This is a genomic window from Nocardiopsis mangrovi (assembly GCF_042653925.1).
Taxonomy (GTDB): Bacteria; Actinomycetota; Actinomycetes; order Streptosporangiales; family Streptosporangiaceae; genus Nocardiopsis_B; species Nocardiopsis_B mangrovi.
In genome coordinates this window covers 80,019-95,467 of the sequence record NZ_JBHSFQ010000029.1, presented here as the reverse complement: position 1 = coordinate 95,467, position 15,449 = coordinate 80,019, and the positions used below count along the sequence as shown (strand labels likewise).

General features: G+C 74.4%; 14 protein-coding genes. 7 read left to right on the top strand and 7 right to left on the bottom strand.

The window, feature by feature from the left end:
• Positions 1-176: 176 nt before the first annotated feature.
• From ACFO4E_RS23775 to ACFO4E_RS23760, 4 genes are all read right to left on the bottom strand, one after another.
• A complete protein-coding gene (locus ACFO4E_RS23775) occupies positions 177-2,471 on the bottom strand; it encodes a chorismate-binding protein (RefSeq protein WP_378578414.1) in 2,295 nt (764 codons plus the stop codon).
• Between the two features lie 217 nt (positions 2,472-2,688).
• Positions 2,689-3,198, bottom strand: coding sequence for a glutathione peroxidase (locus ACFO4E_RS23770; protein ID WP_378578413.1), 510 nt, complete (start codon positions 3,196-3,198; stop codon positions 2,689-2,691).
• A 399-nt stretch (positions 3,199-3,597) separates the two neighbouring features.
• Positions 3,598-4,197, bottom strand: coding sequence for a hypothetical protein (locus ACFO4E_RS23765; protein WP_378578411.1), 600 nt, complete (start codon positions 4,195-4,197; stop codon positions 3,598-3,600).
• Between the two features lie 5 nt (positions 4,198-4,202).
• Entirely contained in the window at positions 4,203-5,531 is a 1,329-nt protein-coding gene (locus ACFO4E_RS23760) for a sugar porter family MFS transporter (RefSeq protein WP_378578427.1), read from the bottom strand.
• A 398-nt stretch (positions 5,532-5,929) separates the two neighbouring features.
• On the opposite strand from ACFO4E_RS23760, the gene ACFO4E_RS23755 reads away from it, so the two are divergent.
• Positions 5,930-6,490, top strand: a complete 561-nt coding sequence (locus ACFO4E_RS23755) for a TIGR03086 family metal-binding protein (RefSeq protein ID WP_378578409.1) — start codon at positions 5,930-5,932, stop codon at positions 6,488-6,490.
• Between the two features lie 80 nt (positions 6,491-6,570).
• Here ACFO4E_RS23755 and ACFO4E_RS23750 read toward each other — a convergent pair whose 3' ends face one another.
• Entirely contained in the window at positions 6,571-7,359 is a 789-nt protein-coding gene (locus ACFO4E_RS23750; protein WP_378578425.1) for an APH(3') family aminoglycoside O-phosphotransferase, read from the bottom strand.
• Positions 7,360-7,594: 235 nt separating this feature from the next.
• Here ACFO4E_RS23750 and ACFO4E_RS23745 point away from each other — a divergent pair, with 235 nt between their 5' ends.
• Together ACFO4E_RS23745 and ACFO4E_RS23740 are read left to right on the top strand one after the other, a co-directional pair.
• A complete protein-coding gene (locus tag ACFO4E_RS23745; RefSeq protein WP_378578407.1) occupies positions 7,595-8,077 on the top strand; it encodes a GNAT family N-acetyltransferase in 483 nt (160 codons plus the stop codon).
• 36 nt (positions 8,078-8,113) lie between these two features.
• Positions 8,114-8,758, top strand: a complete 645-nt coding sequence (locus ACFO4E_RS23740; RefSeq protein ID WP_378578404.1) for a histone deacetylase — start codon at positions 8,114-8,116, stop codon at positions 8,756-8,758.
• A 131-nt stretch (positions 8,759-8,889) separates the two neighbouring features.
• Here the strand turns inward: ACFO4E_RS23740 and aztA are convergent, their stop codons facing one another.
• The gene (aztA, locus tag ACFO4E_RS23735) at positions 8,890-9,618 is read right to left on the bottom strand and encodes a zinc ABC transporter ATP-binding protein AztA (protein ID WP_378578423.1); all 729 of its coding nucleotides are present in this window, start codon (positions 9,616-9,618) and stop codon (positions 8,890-8,892) included.
• Between the two features lie 63 nt (positions 9,619-9,681).
• Between aztA and aztB the strand changes: the two genes are divergently transcribed.
• From aztB to aztD, 4 genes are all read left to right on the top strand, one after another.
• Positions 9,682-10,575 (top strand): zinc ABC transporter permease AztB, encoded by an 894-nt coding sequence (aztB, locus tag ACFO4E_RS23730; RefSeq protein ID WP_378578402.1) that lies wholly within the window; start codon positions 9,682-9,684, stop codon positions 10,573-10,575.
• Positions 10,572-11,810: a hypothetical protein gene (locus ACFO4E_RS23725; RefSeq protein WP_378578400.1), complete on the top strand. Its 1,239-nt coding sequence runs from the start codon at positions 10,572-10,574 to the stop codon at positions 11,808-11,810. Before aztB ends, ACFO4E_RS23725 begins: the two co-directional genes overlap by 4 nt.
• 5 nt (positions 11,811-11,815) lie before the next feature.
• Positions 11,816-12,775, top strand: a complete 960-nt coding sequence (gene aztC, locus ACFO4E_RS23720; protein WP_378578398.1) for a zinc ABC transporter substrate-binding protein AztC — start codon at positions 11,816-11,818, stop codon at positions 12,773-12,775.
• Positions 12,776-12,868: 93 nt separating this feature from the next.
• A complete protein-coding gene (aztD, locus tag ACFO4E_RS23715) occupies positions 12,869-14,062 on the top strand; it encodes a zinc metallochaperone AztD (RefSeq protein ID WP_378578396.1) in 1,194 nt (397 codons plus the stop codon).
• Positions 14,063-14,276: 214 nt separating this feature from the next.
• Here aztD and ACFO4E_RS23710 read toward each other — a convergent pair whose 3' ends face one another.
• On the bottom strand, positions 14,277-15,407 hold the full coding sequence (locus ACFO4E_RS23710; protein WP_378578394.1) for a DUF418 domain-containing protein: 1,131 nt from the start codon (positions 15,405-15,407) through the stop codon (positions 14,277-14,279).
• Between the last annotated feature and the right edge of the window lie 42 nt (positions 15,408-15,449).

The window sequence follows — 15,449 nt, the reverse complement described above, 5'->3', positions numbered from 1 at the left end:
CACCCGAGACACTGCCGTCCTGCTGGTCCAGCGCCTCGAAGAACCTTGCCTTCAACCCCTCAAAATCCACGGTCCCCGCAACTCCCTGAAATCCAGGGTGTTGCGGGGACCGCTAGAACCCGCGCTTCCCGGCGCGGGGCCGTTCGCGTGTCCACGGCGACGATCCCGGCCGCCTCTCAGCCGGTGGCGGGGGACGGCAGTCCACCGAGGGGGACGGCGGCCTTCAGCAGCATCTCGCGGTATTCCTCCCCCGGATCGGAGTCGAGCACCACCGCACCGCCCGCACCCACGGTCAGCACGTCCCCCGACCGCACCGCGGTGCGGATCACGACGCTGAGGTCGGCCGCGCCGCCGTAGGACAGATAACCCAGCGCACCGGAGTACACCCCGCGCGCCGAGACCTCCAGCCCGTCGATGATCTCCATCGTCCGCTCCTTGGGCGCACCGGTCATCGACCCCGGCGGGAAACACGCCCCCACGGCGTCGACCGCGTGCACCCCGGCCCGCAGCCGCCCGCGCACCGTGGAGACGAGCTGGTGCACCGCGGCGTGCGACTCCGTGAACATGAACCCCGGCACCCCCACCGCGCCCGGCTCGCACACGCGCCCCAGGTCGTTGCGGACCAGGTCCACGATCATCAGGTTCTCGGCCCGCGTCTTGGGGTCCGCACGCAGCCCCGCCGCCAGCCGGGCATCGGCCACGGGGTCGGCGTGGCGCGGCGCCGTCCCCTTGATGGGCCGGCTCTCGGCGGTGCCGTCGCCGCCGACGCGCAGGAACCGCTCGGGCGAGGCGCTGAACACCGCCGTCTCCCCCAGCCGCAGCAGGGCGGCATAGGGCGCGGGGGCGGCCCGGCGCAGCCGCCGGTAGTAGGCGACGTCGTCCTCGGGAGCGGGCAGTCGCAGCCGGGTGGTCAGGCAGACCTCGTAGCTCTCCCCCTCGATGAGGCGGCCCAGGCACTCCTTGACGTCGGCCTCGTACCCCTCACGCGAGCGCTCCAGCAGTGGCGCGGGGTCGGCTCCCCCGGGCTCCCCGGCCGGCGGCGGGGCGGGAAGGGCCGCGAGCGCCCGCACGGTGGCCGCGATCCAGGCGTCGCCGTCCGCGCCGCCGTCGGCCGCCACCGCGTAGGTGCGGCCGGCCGCGTGGTCGACGGCGACGAAGCGGTCGCAGCGCAGCCACACCGCATCGGCAAGGGGCGAACGGTGGCGGCCCGCCGCCCCCAGATCCGCCTTGAGTTCGTAGCCGAAATAGCCCACATAGCCGCCGGCGAAGTCGAACGGCAGCCCCGCGGGCGCGGGTCCGGGGCGCGGCGCGGTGCGCCGGCGCAGGGCGTCGAAGACGGTCCCGGCCTCGCGCCACCCGGTCCTGCCCTGCGCCGAGACGGCGACCGAGCCCTCGCCCGCCCGGTAGGTCAGCACCTCGCCGCGGGACCCCTGGGCGTCGCCCAGGAACGAGAAGCGCGCGGTGGGGCCGGTCCGGCTGCTGTCGAGCCAGAACGCATGCGTGCGGTCGCCGTAGAGGCGGACGAAGGCGCCTTCGGTGTCCACGGCATAGGGCAGGGTGGCGAACCGGAGCTCGCCGGGATCCGGACGCGGGGCACCGCCCGGGGTTTCGGACACCACGGGATCTCGTCTTCGCAGGTCAGAACCGATACCACTGGGGTCCGGGGTGCAGCCCGGGGTTTCGGACGCACGGCGCGGGTGTCGCTCCGCCCTGGTTTCGGACGCACGGAGGGCGCTCCGCTGCGCCTCGGTCTCGGGCGGGCGGGAGTTCCGCCCCACACCGCTTCGGGGCACGGGGCGGGGGCCCGGCTCGGCTCCGGTCGCGGACGCGCGGCCCGGCCGCCGCCCCGTCCCGATCTCGGGCGCGCCCGCGCCCCCGTCCCGCGCCTGTCGGGCGAGGTCGCCGAAATTGGCGATGACGCGCGCGCCGTGCTCACTGGCGACCGACTCGGGGTGGAACTGCACGCCCCACCGCGGCAGGGTGCGATGGGCCAGCCCCATGAGCACCCCGTCCTCGGCCCAGGCGGTGGCCTCCAGCGCCTCCGGCAGTGGCTCGGGAACGGCCAGCGAGTGGTAGCGGACCGCGGTGAAGCCCTGCGGCACCCCCGCGAACAGCCCCGCGCCGGTATGGCGGACCCGGCTGAGGTGGCCGTGCCGGGGTACCGGCGCCGCGTGCACGGCGGCGCCCGCCAAGTGCGCGATCGCCTGGTGGCCCAGGCACACCCCCAGCACCGGCAGCGCCGTATCGGCGAGTACGCGCGGGACGGCGCCGAGGTCGCGGGGGTGCTGCGGGCGCCCGGGCCCCGGGGAGACCACGACGGCGTCGAACCCGGTGAGGCCGGTGGCGGCGGCCCGCTCCAGAGCGGGCGCGTCGTTGGCCGCCACCTCGGGCTCGGCGCCGAGCACGACCGCGATGAGCTGGGCGAGGTTGTGGGTGTAGGAGTCGTGGTTGTCGATGAGCAGCACCCGCATCGACCCACCCCTCTCGCCCGCCCCGCGACCGGACCGCTCCGGTCGCCCAACTGTGCCACGGGCGCCGCCACCGGGCGGATCCGGGTCCGCCACGCCGCCGGACCGCGTACGGTGTCGGCTCTGCGCGCCGGTCGAGGCGGCGGTGGCAGGGGCGGCGTCCCACGCGAACCGGTCCCCCGCGGATCGGGGGCCGGTCCGGGTGGGACGGGGCGCAGGGCTACGGCGCGGCCGGCGAACCCCCGGACAGCTGAGCTTCGATGGCGGAGACGACCTCGTCGGCCTCCGGTTCGGTACGCGGCCGGAACCGGCCCACGACCTCGCCCTGAGGCGAGACGAGGAACTTCTCGAAGTTCCACTGGACGTCGCCGGCCTCGCCGTCGGCGTCGGCGGTGCGGGTCAGCTCTCCGTAGAGCGGGTGCCGGCCCTCGCCGTTGACGTCCAGCTTCTCGAACAGCGGGAAGTCCACGCCGTAGGTGGTGGAGCAGAACGTCTGGATCTCCTCGGCGTTGCCCGGTTCCTGGCCCATGAACTGGTTGCAGGGGAAGCCCAGGACGGTGAAGCCCTGGCCGGCGAAACGCTGCTGGAGCCGCTGAAGGCCCGCATACTGCGGGGTGAGGCCGCACTTGGAGGCCACGTTGACCAGCAGCAGGGTCTTCCCCTGGTGGTCGGCCAGCGTGGCGGGGTCGCCGGCCAGGGTCGTCAGCGGAATCTCGTGCAAAGTGCTCATGGTTCTCCGGATACTCTCGCTCGTCCCATCGGCAGCGACACCCGCCGCCCCGGGCCGAGGCTACCCCTACCCCGGACGCGGCACCCGGCAGGACGACCGCCTCGGCGCCCTGCGGCTCCTGGCCCGCACACCTGAGGAACCGCCGGATCCGGCGGCCCGACCGGGTCGCAAAACCGCCGACAGCGGGTAGGGGTAGACCCACCTCATCCCCGGGAGGTGTCTCGTGCTGGTCCTGCTAGAGGTGGCCCTGGCGATCGTCTTCTTGGCCGCCATCATCCTGTTCGGCATCACGGACGGTTTCGGGACCTGGTCCAGGTCGTCGGAGCGAGGGCGTGACAGAGGAGGCCGAGACGGCGGTTGACGAACATCCGGGCCGACGACAGGCCCCCGCGTCCGCCATCACCCACCCCGTGCGACGCCGCCGGCGCGGGGACCGTCGTCGTGGCCGGTGCCGGGCGCGCCCAGCCGTCCGGCCCATTCGGCGAGCGCCGCGAAGTCGTCGTCGGCCAGACCTACCGCGGGGTCCACGTGGTGCAGCAGCGCGGGACCCGCATGGTGCTCGGCGACGAAACGGCGGTCCTCGTCGGTGACCTCGTCGTCGACCCAGGCGAACGGGCGGCCGGACGCGAAGTCCACGACCGTGGGGGTCTTGAAGTGGACGCGCCCATAGGTGGGCGCGCCGTCAGGCCACTCGATGACCGGTAGTGGGGGCAGCCCCAGCAGCGGGGCGATCCACTGGTCGGCCTCGTGTTCCCAGGTGGTGGCCCACACCAGATCGAAGGGCAGTGCCGCCAGCCGGCGGCCGTGTCCGGGGTGGAGCATCAGGTGGTGGCCCTGCCCCATGCGGTACTTCCGGTACCCGGCGCGGTAGGCGCCGCGGTGGCCGCCCGCGAACCGGTTGAGCGGGCCGTCGACATCGATCAGCAGCAGGGGGCGGGCGGAGGACGGAGCCATCGGCGGATCGGGCGGCACCGCGGGTTCGCGCAGGTCGTCGCCCACCGGGCTCACCTCCCCATCGACTCCAGCGTGCGCCCTTTCGTCTCGGTGATACAGAACCACACGAACACGAACGACAGCACGGCGAAGACGGTGTAGATGCCGTAGGCCCCGCTCAGATTCCAGTCGCGCAGGGCCGGGAACGTGACCGTGACCAGCCAGTTCGCGACCCACTGGGTCGCAGTGGCCACGGCCATCGCCGCGGCGCGGATCCGCAGCGGGAACATCTCGCCCAGCAGCACCCAGGTGACGACCCCCCACGACAGCGCGAAGAACAGCACGAACAGGCTCGCCGACGTCAGCGCCACCGCACCCCAGCCGAACGACAGGCTCGCCTGCGCGCCCACGACCCGCGCGTGGCTGAAGGCGAACCCCGTCACCGCCAGCGCCACCGCCATACCGCCCGAGCCCACCAGCAGCAGCGGCCGCCGGCCGATCCGGTCGACCAGGCCGATCGCGATGAAGGTCCCCACGATGTTCACGATCGAGGTGAACAGGCTCAGCAGGAGCGAATTGCTCTCGTCCACCCCCACCGACTGCCACAGCGACGACGAGTAGTAGAAGATCACGTTGATCCCCACCAGCTGCTGGAACGCCGACAGCGCCATACCGATCCACACGATCGGCAGCAGCCCCCACCGGCCCCGCAGATCACCCAGCCGGGGGCGCACCTCCGAGCCCAGGGCCTCCCGGATCTCCCGGATGCGCTGCTCGACGTCACCGCCCTCGACCTCCTCCAGCACCCGGCGGGCCTCGTCCACGCGCCCCACCCGCACCAGGTAGCGCGGCGACTCGGGGATCGTGAAGCTCAGCATGATGTAGAGCGCGGCCGGCACCACCGCCGCACCCAGCATCCACTGCCACGCCCCCAGCGGCCCCAGGTCGCTCAGCGCGCTGCCGTCGGCGGCCGCGGCGATCGCGAAGTTCACCAGCTGCGACAGCGCGATCCCCAGCACGATCGCCAACTGCTGCAACGAGGCGAGCCGGCCCCGGTAGGCCGGCGGCGAGACCTCCGCGATGTAGGTGGGCGCGATCACCGACGCGATGCCGATCGCGATACCGCCGACGACCCGCCACAGCGCGAGGTCCCAGATCGCGAAGGGCAGCGCGGAACCGATCGCGCTGATGGCGAAGAGCGCCCCGGCGATCTGCGTGACCCGGATGCGGCCGATCCGGTCGGCCAGGCTCCCGGCGATGGCCGCGCCCACGGCCGAACCGAGCAGGGCCGCGGCCACCGTGAGCCCGGTGATCGCCGACCCCACCGCGAAATGGCTCTGGATGGCGTCCACCGCGCCGTTGATGACGGCACTGTCGTATCCGAACAGGAACCCGCCCATCGCGGCGGCCGCCGCGATCAGCGTCACATGGACGATGTTCAGCTCCCCCGCGGTCCTGGCCGCGTGCGGATCCGGTGTTGCCACGTTGTCTCCTCGCCGGGGTCCTCGCGGGCGCCGGCCGCGCAGGGGGCCGGGCCTCGAACGATCGTGCTCCCATGATCGTGACGCGCCGTGATCGAGCGGCGCGCAACACCGCCGGGGCACACATCGAGCGGAAGAATTTACGGAGGCGGTCCCTACCCGGCCGCCCGGACGGGTAACGCACCCCCTCAGGCCACCGCACAAGCCGTGAACACGGGCGAACCGATCATCCGGCCCCGAAGCCGGAAGGTTGCCACCCGCGCCCCATGGGTAGAGGGCATGCGGTCACCAGCAGCACCCCGCCGAAGGGAGCGGTCATGTCGGAATTGCTCGATCTGCACGGTCAGGCCATGCAGGAATTCGACCGCCGCGTACACGCGGTCCGGCCCGGCCAGTGGCCCGACCCCACCCCCTGCATCAGCTGGGACGTGCACGACCTCGTCGCCCACATCGTCTCCGAGCAGATATGGGTGCCCTACCTCGTCAGCGGCGGCCGCATCGAGGACGCCGGCGACGACTTCGCCGCCGACCCCCTGGGCGACGACCCCGTCATCGCATGGGAGGTCGCCGCCCGCGACGCCCGCGCCGCATGGCTGCGCCCCGGCGCCACCGAGCGCACCGTCCACCTGTCCTTCGGCGACGTCCCCGGGGCGATCTACCTGTGGCAGATGACCTTCGACCTGGCCGTGCACGCCTGGGACCTGGGCCGCGGCATCGGCGAGGACGAGACACTCGACACCCGCCTGTCCGAGACGCTGCTGGACTGGTGGCAGGAGCAGGGCATGTCCGGCGGCCCGATGTTCGCCGACCCCGTCCCGGTCAGCGACGCCGCCGACGCCCAGACCCAGCTCCTGGCCTCCACCGGCCGCCGTCCCTGACACCGGCCGGCCGACGGCACGGCCCTGGCCGGCACGGCCCGGATCGACACCGCCCCGGCCGGCAACGGCCCCGGCACCGGCTAGAAGAACTCGTCCAGCAGCCGGTAGAACGCCATCCGCGCCGGGTCGGCGACCTGGTCGCCGTAGTGGTGCAGGAACGCGCGGGCGAACGGCGGACCGTACTGCTCGTTCGGCCCGGTGTCGGAGAGGCTGCGGCAGGCCAGGGCCAGGTCCATGTGGCGATCCGCCACACCCAGCCGCCCGGTGTCGACCACCCCGGTCCACTCCAGCGTGGCGGGGTCGACCAGGACGTTGGGCAGGCACAGGTCGCCGTGGCACACCACGCGGTCCTCGGCCGCGGGGACGCTCCGCTCCAATTCCCCCAGGACGTCCTCGGGGCTCCGGCCCAGGCGCTCGTCGTCGAAGTCGTCGGCATCGACCGCCCCGGCGGCGACGTTGGCGCGCGCCTGCGCAACGGTGACGGCCACACCCCGCTCGAACGGGCAGTCCTCGACCGGCAGGTCGTGGAGGTGCCGGGCGAACCGGGCCAGCGCCGCCACCGCCGGCGCGCGCAGATGAGCGGGCCACGGCTCGCTCAGCGGCCGGCCGGGCACCGCCGTGGTGACCAGCCAGCCCACACCGTCGCGCTCGCCGATCTCGACCGTGTCCGGCGCGCCGACGCCCGCCTTGGCGAGCCACGCGGACCGCTCGGCTTCGGCGCGCAGCGCCGCGGGGTCGGTGTCGATCTTCACGTAGAGGCGCCGGCGCCCCTCCAGCCGCCACACCCGCGCACCGGACAGCCCACTGGTAACCGGCGTCCAGTCGGAGAGCAGGAAGCGGCGGCGCAGCCGCCGGACAACGGAGTCCACCACCCGGCCAACGATAGTCCGGCCCGCGGCGCGGGCGCGCCGCCGACCGCCGGTACCGAACGAACACGGAGGACACGGGAGACGCCGGCACGCGTGCGCGAAGCCCGCCCCTCCCCGCTGCTCGGACGCGCCCCCTGCCGCGGAACCGCCACCCCGCGCAGGGGAGGCGCCGCGATGACCGCCGGGCGCGCCCCCTCCCCGTCCCCCGCGGCGTGCGGTGGCATACGCTCGGCCTGTGCGCATCGAGATCACCGAAGTCGACTGGGACCACCCCGACGGCGCACGGCTGCGCGGGGACCAGCAGCGCGAGGTCCGCGACCGCTATGGCGCGGACACCGAGCCGGGCCCCAAACCCTCCGGCGGCGACACCGCCGTGTTCCTCCTCGCCGTCGACGCGCGCAGCCGGGAGGCCATCGGCTGCGGTGGGCTGCGCGCACTGGACGACGGCGCATTCGAGGTCAAGCGCATGTACGTCGTCCCCGCCTGGCGCGGGCGCCGCGTCGGCCAGGTCCTGCTGCGCGCGCTGGAGCGGACCGCGCGGGAGCGCGGCGCGTCCGTGGTGCGCCTGGAGACGGGAACCGAGCAGGCCGAGTCGGTGCGGCTGTACGAGCGCTGCGGGTACCGGCGGATCGAGCCCTACGGCCACTACGCCGGCTCCGCGCTGAGCGTCTGCTTCGAGCGGTCGCTGACCGGCGATCCGCAGCCCGCCGCGGGCTGACGGCCGCACCGACCGACCCGATAGCCGGAGGCCGCCGTGCCCGAACCCGCCGCCCCCGATCTCGTCTGGTACGCGAGCTACGGGGCGAACATGTCCGCGGACCGCTTCGCGTGCTACGTCTCGGGCGGCGTCCCGCCCGGGGGCGCGCGGGCCAACCCCGGATGCCGCGACCGCACGCCCCCGCGCGACCGGCGTGCCCTGTGGCTGGAGGGCGGGGTCCACTTCGCGTTCGCCTCCCCGATGTGGGGCGGCGGGCTCGCGCTGTACGACCCCGGGCTGCCGGGCGCCGCGCCCGCGCGCGCCTACCTGGTGACCGCCGGGCAGTTCGCCGACATCGCCGCCCAGGAGATGTACCAGGCACCCAGGGCCGACCACGACCTCGCCGAGGTCGTGCGCACGGGCCGCCTCGTCCTGGGGCCGGGACGCTATGAGACCCTCCTCTATTGCGGCGGCCTCGACGGCCACCCCGTCCTCACCTTCACCGCGTCCGAGCGGAGCACGGACGTACCTGCCGCCGCCCCCTCGGCCGGCTACCTCGGCACGATCGGAAGGGGGCTCCGCGCCGCCCACGGCTGGTCGGCCCGGCGGACCGGCGCCTACCTCGCCGGCCGGCCCGGGGCCGTGCGGGCGTGGACGGCCGAGGAGGTCGCGGCCGTGGTGGAGGGTTCGGCAGCTGACTGAGGCGGGCCGCGAGTTTGATAGAACAACAACGGGCACCTGTACAACGTAGGACACAGGCGTTCGAGTAAACCGCCGCCCGGCGGGGACCGGCTCCGGCCACCCGCGATCGAGCCGGTCCGCCGGGCGGGCGCTCAGCGCGCCGCGCCGCCCGGAGCTCCCTCGCCCTCCACCTGCGGGACACCCCACACCCGCGCCAGTGCGCCGGGGGTCAGGACGTCCGCCGGCGGCCCTTCCGCGACGACCCTGCCTCCGGTGATCAGCATGCAGTGATCGGCACGCAGGGCGGCGGCGAGGTCGTGGGTGGCGTGCACGACGGTGGCCCCCTGCCGCGTGGCGTGGTCGAGCGCACCGGAGATCCGCTGCTGCGCTTCGACGTCGAGGCCGGTGGCGGGCTCGTCGAGGAGCAGCAGGTCCGATTCCTGGGCGAGCCCCTGCGCGACGAGGGCGCGCTGACGCTGGCCGCCGGAGAGCGCCCCCAGGGGTCGCTCGGCGAGGTGGCGGATGTCCAGCCGGTCCATGCAGGAGTCGATGACGGTGCGGTCGCGCCGGGTGAGCCGGCGCCAGGCCCCCCGCTGCGCCCAGCGGCCCATGGACACGGTCTCGCGGACGGTGATGGGCAGCGCGTCGGCGACGGCGCTGCGCTGCACGACGAGGGCGGGGCGTTCGGCGGTGCGCCGGCCGATGGTGCCCGCCGCCGCGGGGACGACGCCGGCGACCGCCCCGAGCAGGGTGGACTTCCCCGAGCCGTTGGGGCCGACGACCGCGGTCACCCGGGCCGCGGGGATACGGGCCGTGACGCCGTGCAGGACCCGGCGCCTCCCGTAGCCCGCCCAGAGCCCGTTGATCACCACGGCCGACATTTCATGACTCTTCACGGCACCCCCAATGAAAACGATAATGATTATCATTGTACTGTGTGGGCCATGGAATGGTTGTTCGACCCGTTCGCCGTCTCTTTCGTGCGCCGGGCCCTGTGGGGTGGCGTCCTCGTCTCGCTGATCTGCGCACTGGCCGGGACCTGGGTGGTCCTGCGCGGCATGGCCTTCCTGGGCGACGCGATGTCGCACGGGATGCTGCCCGGTGTCGCACTCGCGTCGATACTGGGCGGCAGCCTGGTCGCGGGGGCCGCGGTCAGCGCCGCCGTCATGGCCCTGGGCGTGACCGCGCTGGGCCGCTCCGCGCGGTTGTCGCAGGACACCGGCATCGGCCTGCTGTTCGTCGGGATGCTCTCCGCGGGCGTGATCATCGTCTCCCACTCCCGGTCGTTCGCGGTCGACCTGACCGGCTTCCTCTTCGGCGACGTCCTCGCGGTCCGCGACCGCGACCTGGTGTACCTCGCCGTCGCGCTCGCGGTCGCCGTCGCGGTATCCGCTCTGGGCCACCGGTCGTTCGTCGCCCTGGCCTTCGACCCGCGCAAGGCCGCCACCCTGGGCCTGCGTCCCCGCCTGGCGCACGCCTGCCTTCTCGGGCTCGTCACGCTGGCGATCGTCGCGTCCTTCCACGTGGTGGGCACCCTCCTGGTCTTCGGCCTGCTCATCGCCCCGCCCGCCGCCGCGGCGCTGTGGGTCCGGCGCATCCCGCTGATCATGCTCGGCGCCGCGCTGCTGGGCTGCGCCGCGACGGCGCTGGGCCTGGTGGTGTCGTGGCACGCCGGCACCGCGGCCGGAGCCACGATCGCCGCGGTCGCCGTGGCCCTCTTCGCCGCCTCCGCGCTCGCAGCCGCCGCGCGCGGGCGCACCCCCCTCACCGCCCCCCACTCCCCCACCGGTGCCATCGGCACCGCCACCACCACGAAGGAAGACGAGGTCTCGGTGTGAGGCACGATCAGACATCCGCGGCGCCCGCCGCGGCCATCGCGGCCCTGCTGCTCGCCGGGTGTGCCGCCGGACCCGGCGACGCGCCCGCCGGAGAGGCGGACGACGTCCCCCACGGCTACGTGGAGGGCGCCGAGGAGACCGCCGAACCGCAATCGCGGCTGGTCCTGGCGGACGGTTCCACCGGCGCCGTGCACGTCCTGGACCTGATCACCGAGGAGGTCACCGAGATCGGCCGGGCCGACGGCGCCGCGGGCATCAGCGGCGACGGACGGTTCGCCTACGTCACCGCCGCGGACCGCGAGACGGTGCACGTCTTCGACAGCGGCGCCTGGACCGTGGACCACGGGGACCACGCGCACTACTACCGCGCCGAGATTCGCGATGTGGGCACCGTGGCCGGGCCCCTGGCGGGCGACGCCGTCAGCGACACCGCCGTCACCTCGCTGCCCTCCGGCGGTGCCGTCCGCCTCCTCGACCGCGAACGCTTGGAGGACGGCGCCGTGGAGGAGGCCGGGTCGATCGAGGTGGCTAGCGGTGCGACGGCCGCCGCGGCCGTGCCCTTCGGAGGGCACGTGCTCGTCCCCGCCGAAGGGCACGGCGGCACCGTGGGCGTATACGACCGCGCCGGGGCACGGACCGGCGGCATCGACGAGTCGTGCCCCGATCCGGCGGGCCACGGCGTCACCCGCCGCGGAGCCGTGTTCGGCTGCGCCGACGGCGCCCTGGTGGTCGCCGAGGAGGACGGCGCGTTCACCGGCGAGAAGATCCCCTACCCCGGCGACGTCCCCGCCGGCGAACGCGCCCGCACCTTCACCCAGCGCCCCGGAAGCGCCACCCTCGCCGCCCCGGCCGGGGACGACGGAGTGTGGGTGCTCGACGTCACGGCCGGGTCCTGGACCCGGGTGGACACGGGCCCGGTGGTCGCCGCCAACGCGGTCGGCGAGGGCGCGCCCCTTCTGGCGCTCACCCCCGACGGCGTCCTGCGCGCCTACGACACCGAGTCCGGCGAGGAGACCGCCCACCGCGAACTGCTGGACGGCCCGCTGGAGGCGCCGGCCGGCGACACCGGCTCCGGCGCCGCTCCGCCCGCCATCCGGATCGACACCGCCCGCGCCTACGTCAACGACGCCTCCGCGGACCGTGTCCACGAGATCGACTACAACGACGACCTGCGCGTGGCCCGCGAATTCCCCCTGGACTTCTCGCCCGCCCTCATGGTCGAGACGGGCCGGTGACGGCGATGACCACACGCCGATACCGCGCGCGCCGCCTCCCGCGGACCCGGTGCACGGCGGCCGCTGCCGCCGCCGGACTGCTCATGGCCGCGACCTCGTGCGCGGCCACCGGACCGGACCGTGAAGGGGTGGTCGTCACCACGAACATCCTCGGCGACATCACCCGGGAGGTCGTCGGCGACGAGGCCGAGGTGACCGTTCTGATGAAGCCCGACGCCGACCCGCACTCGTTCGGCGTCTCCGCCCAGGAGGCGGCGCTCATCGAGCGCTCCGCGCTCGTGGTGTACAACGGGCTCGGCCTCGAAGAGGGCGTCCTGCGCAATGTGCGGGCGGCCGACGACGCCGGGGTGCCCACTCTGGCGGTCGGCGACGAGGTCGACCCCATCGCCTACACGCCCGAGGACGCCGCCGACATGGCCGGCGAGCCCGACCCGCACTTCTGGACCGACCCCCTGCGCACCGCCTCCGCTGTGGACGCCATCGCCGAACGCGTGATCGCCGAGGTCGACGGCGTCGACGCGCGGACTGTCCGCGACAACGCCGCCGACTACCGGGACGAGCTGGCGGAGCTGGACGCATGGGCGGCGGAGCGCGTCGCCGAGATCCCCGAGGACCGGCGCAGCCTGGTCACCGACCACCACGTCTTCGGCTACTTCGCCCAGCGCTACGGCTTCGAGGTCGTCGGCGCCGTCATCCCCAGCGGGACCACTCTCGCCTCCCCCAGCGCGGCCGACCTGGAGTCGCTGGCCGGCGCGGTCCGCGACGCGGGGGTGTCGGCGATCTTCGCCGACTCCGCGCAGCCCGACCGGCTGGCGCAGGTCCTCGCCGACGAGGCGGGCGTGCACGTCGAGGTCGTCGAACTGCACGCGGAGTCCCTGACCGGCGAGGACGGCGGAGCCCCCACCTATCTGGAGATGGTCCGCTCCAACACCGGTGCCATCGCCGGCGGCCTCGGGGCGGGCTGAGCGCCCGCCCCGGCAGACCCGGGGCGCGTCGCCACACCCCCCGGGCGGCGCGCCCCGCCACACCCCCGCATGAGAAACGAGAATGAGGAACGGATGAACACCAGTCCCCACCGCACCCCCACCACGACGGCGGCCACGCTGTCGGCGCTGATCGCCGCCGGCCTCGTCCTGAGCGCCTGCGGCGCCCAAGAGTCCGGCGAGGGGCCGGACAGCGGCGCCGCGCCGGCGCCGGCGACCGTCGAGGATCCGCTCGTCGCCACCTACGACGGCGGCGTCTACGTCGTGGACGGCACCACCCTGGAGGTCGCCGAGGACATCCCGCTCGACGGCTTCAACCGCCTCAACCCCGCCGGCGACGACCGCCACGTGCTCGTCTCCACCTCCACCGGGTTCCGCGTCCTGGACGCGGCCGCCCCCGAGCTGACCGGTGGCGAGTTCGACGGCGCCGAGCCCGGCCACGTGGTCCGCCACGCCGGCCGGACCGTGCTCTTCGCCGACGGCACGGGCGAGGTCACCTCCTTCGACCCGCAGGAGCTGGGCGGCGGCCTGCCGGAGACCGAGACCTTCACGTCCCCGGAGCCGCACCACGGGGTGGCGATCGAGTTGGAGAACGGCGAACTGGTCGTCACGGAGGGCGATGAGGAGACCCGCGACACGGTCGTGGCACTCGGCCCCGACCGTGAGGAGATCGCCCGCAACGAGGACTGCCCCGGCGTGCACGGGGAGGCCACCGCACAGGGCGAGGCCGTGGTGATCGGCTGCGAGGACGGCGTCCTGGTGTACCGGGACGGCGAGTTCGCGAAGGCCGACAGCCCCACCGAGTACGGCCGGATCGGCAACCAGGCCGGCTCCGACACCTCTCCGATCGTGCTCGGCGACTACAAGCAGGACGCCGACGCCGAGCTGGAGCGGCCCGAGCAGGTCTCGCTCATCGACACCGAGACCGGCGACCTCGAACTGGTCGACCTGGGCACCAGTTACACCTTCCGCTCGCTGGCCCGCGGCCCCGAGGGCGAGGCCCTGGTGCTGGGCACCGACGGACGGATCCACGTGATCGACCCCGAGGAGGCCGAGGTCGTCGACACCGTCGACGTCACCGGGGAGTGGGAGGAGCCGCTGGAGTGGCAGGAGCCGCGTCCGGCCATCTTCGTCCGCGGCGCGACCGCCTATGTCACCGACCCCGGCACCCGGGAGCTCTCCGTGATCGATCTCGCCACGCGCGAGGTCACCGAGACGGCGACCCTGCCGGAGGCCCCCAACGAACTGAGCGGTGTCGTCGCCGGCTGATCCCGGCCGACAGGCGGAACCTATGAGCCGAGGCCCGGCGCCGGATCAGGCGCCGGGCCTTCCCGCGCCCGGCGCGGGAAGAGTGCGCCCCACGACCACCTGTACGGCGTAGGACACGTGTGTTCGACGAACGGGCGGCACCGGCGCACCGCGATCAGGCGGGACCGGCCGCGGCCCCCGCACCGGCGGGGCCGGGGCGCACGGCCATCGGTCGTCACAGGGCGCGCAGCGGCGGGCGGCGGGCCCACGTCGCCCAGCGCCAGACCCATTCGGCGGGCCCCTGGCGGTAGCGGCGCAGCCAGAGGGTGGAGAACAGCCACTGACCGGCGAGGATGACCCCGGCGGTCAGGAGCGCCGCGGTCAGGGACCGGCCGATCGGCAGGCCGAGGATGTGACCGGCCGCCAGGACCAGGAGTGTGGAGCCCAGGTAATTGGTCAGCGCCATCCGGCCCAGTGGCGCGAAGACGGCCAGCAGCGCGGCCCGGAGCGGTGTTCTGAGCAGGACCAGCAGGGCGCACACGTACACACCGGTGAGCAGGAGATCGGCCAGGCTTGATGTGACGGTCGGCTGTACCGCGACCGGCCCGGCCACCTCCCCGGCCGGCGCCCACAGGGCGAGGGCCGCGCCCGTCGCGAAGACCAGGCCCAGCAGGAGCGGGCCCCGGGTGGACCGCTCGATCCGCGCGACCGCCCCGAACCGGACCAGCGCCGAGCCCAGCAGGAACAGCCCGGCGATCATCAGGGGGCCGCCCCCGCCGGCGATCAGCGCGGCCGGGACGAGCACAGCCGCCGAGCCGGCCACGGCCCACCGCGGCAGCCAGGTCGACGGCAGGAGCACCAGCAGGCCGACGACGGCGTAGGGGACCAGGATCTCGCCCCGCCACAGCAGCGCGTGGACGAGGCCGATCGCGAGCAGCGCCAGGAGCCGGCGCAGCAGGGCCAGCCGCGGGCGGCGGACGCGGTCCGCGGCGGAGTCCAGCAGCAGCGCGAACCCGATACCGAAGAGCAGGCAGAAGATCGGGAGCCCGATCCAGGGCTGCGCGTCGCCCAGGGGCGGTTCCACGAACGCGGCCTCGGCGTCGGCTATCAGCTGGATGTTGGCGAGCAGGATCGCGCACAGCGCGAACCCGCGCAGGACGTCGAGCGCGGCGATTCGCGCCCGGCCGGAGGAGAGCGCACGGGTGCCGCGCCGGGATCCGCCCCGCTGTCCGGGTCCGGAGGCGGCGGCCGGGTCCACGGCCGGGCCGGGCCGCATGGGCGGGTCTCGGTCGTCAGGAGTCCGGGGGCCGCCGTTGTGGGCCGGTTCACCGCTTCCGGGCACCGGCGGGATGTCGTCGCGTCGCATGGCACCCCATCCTGGGGATCCGGCCGGACGGCGGCACCGGCC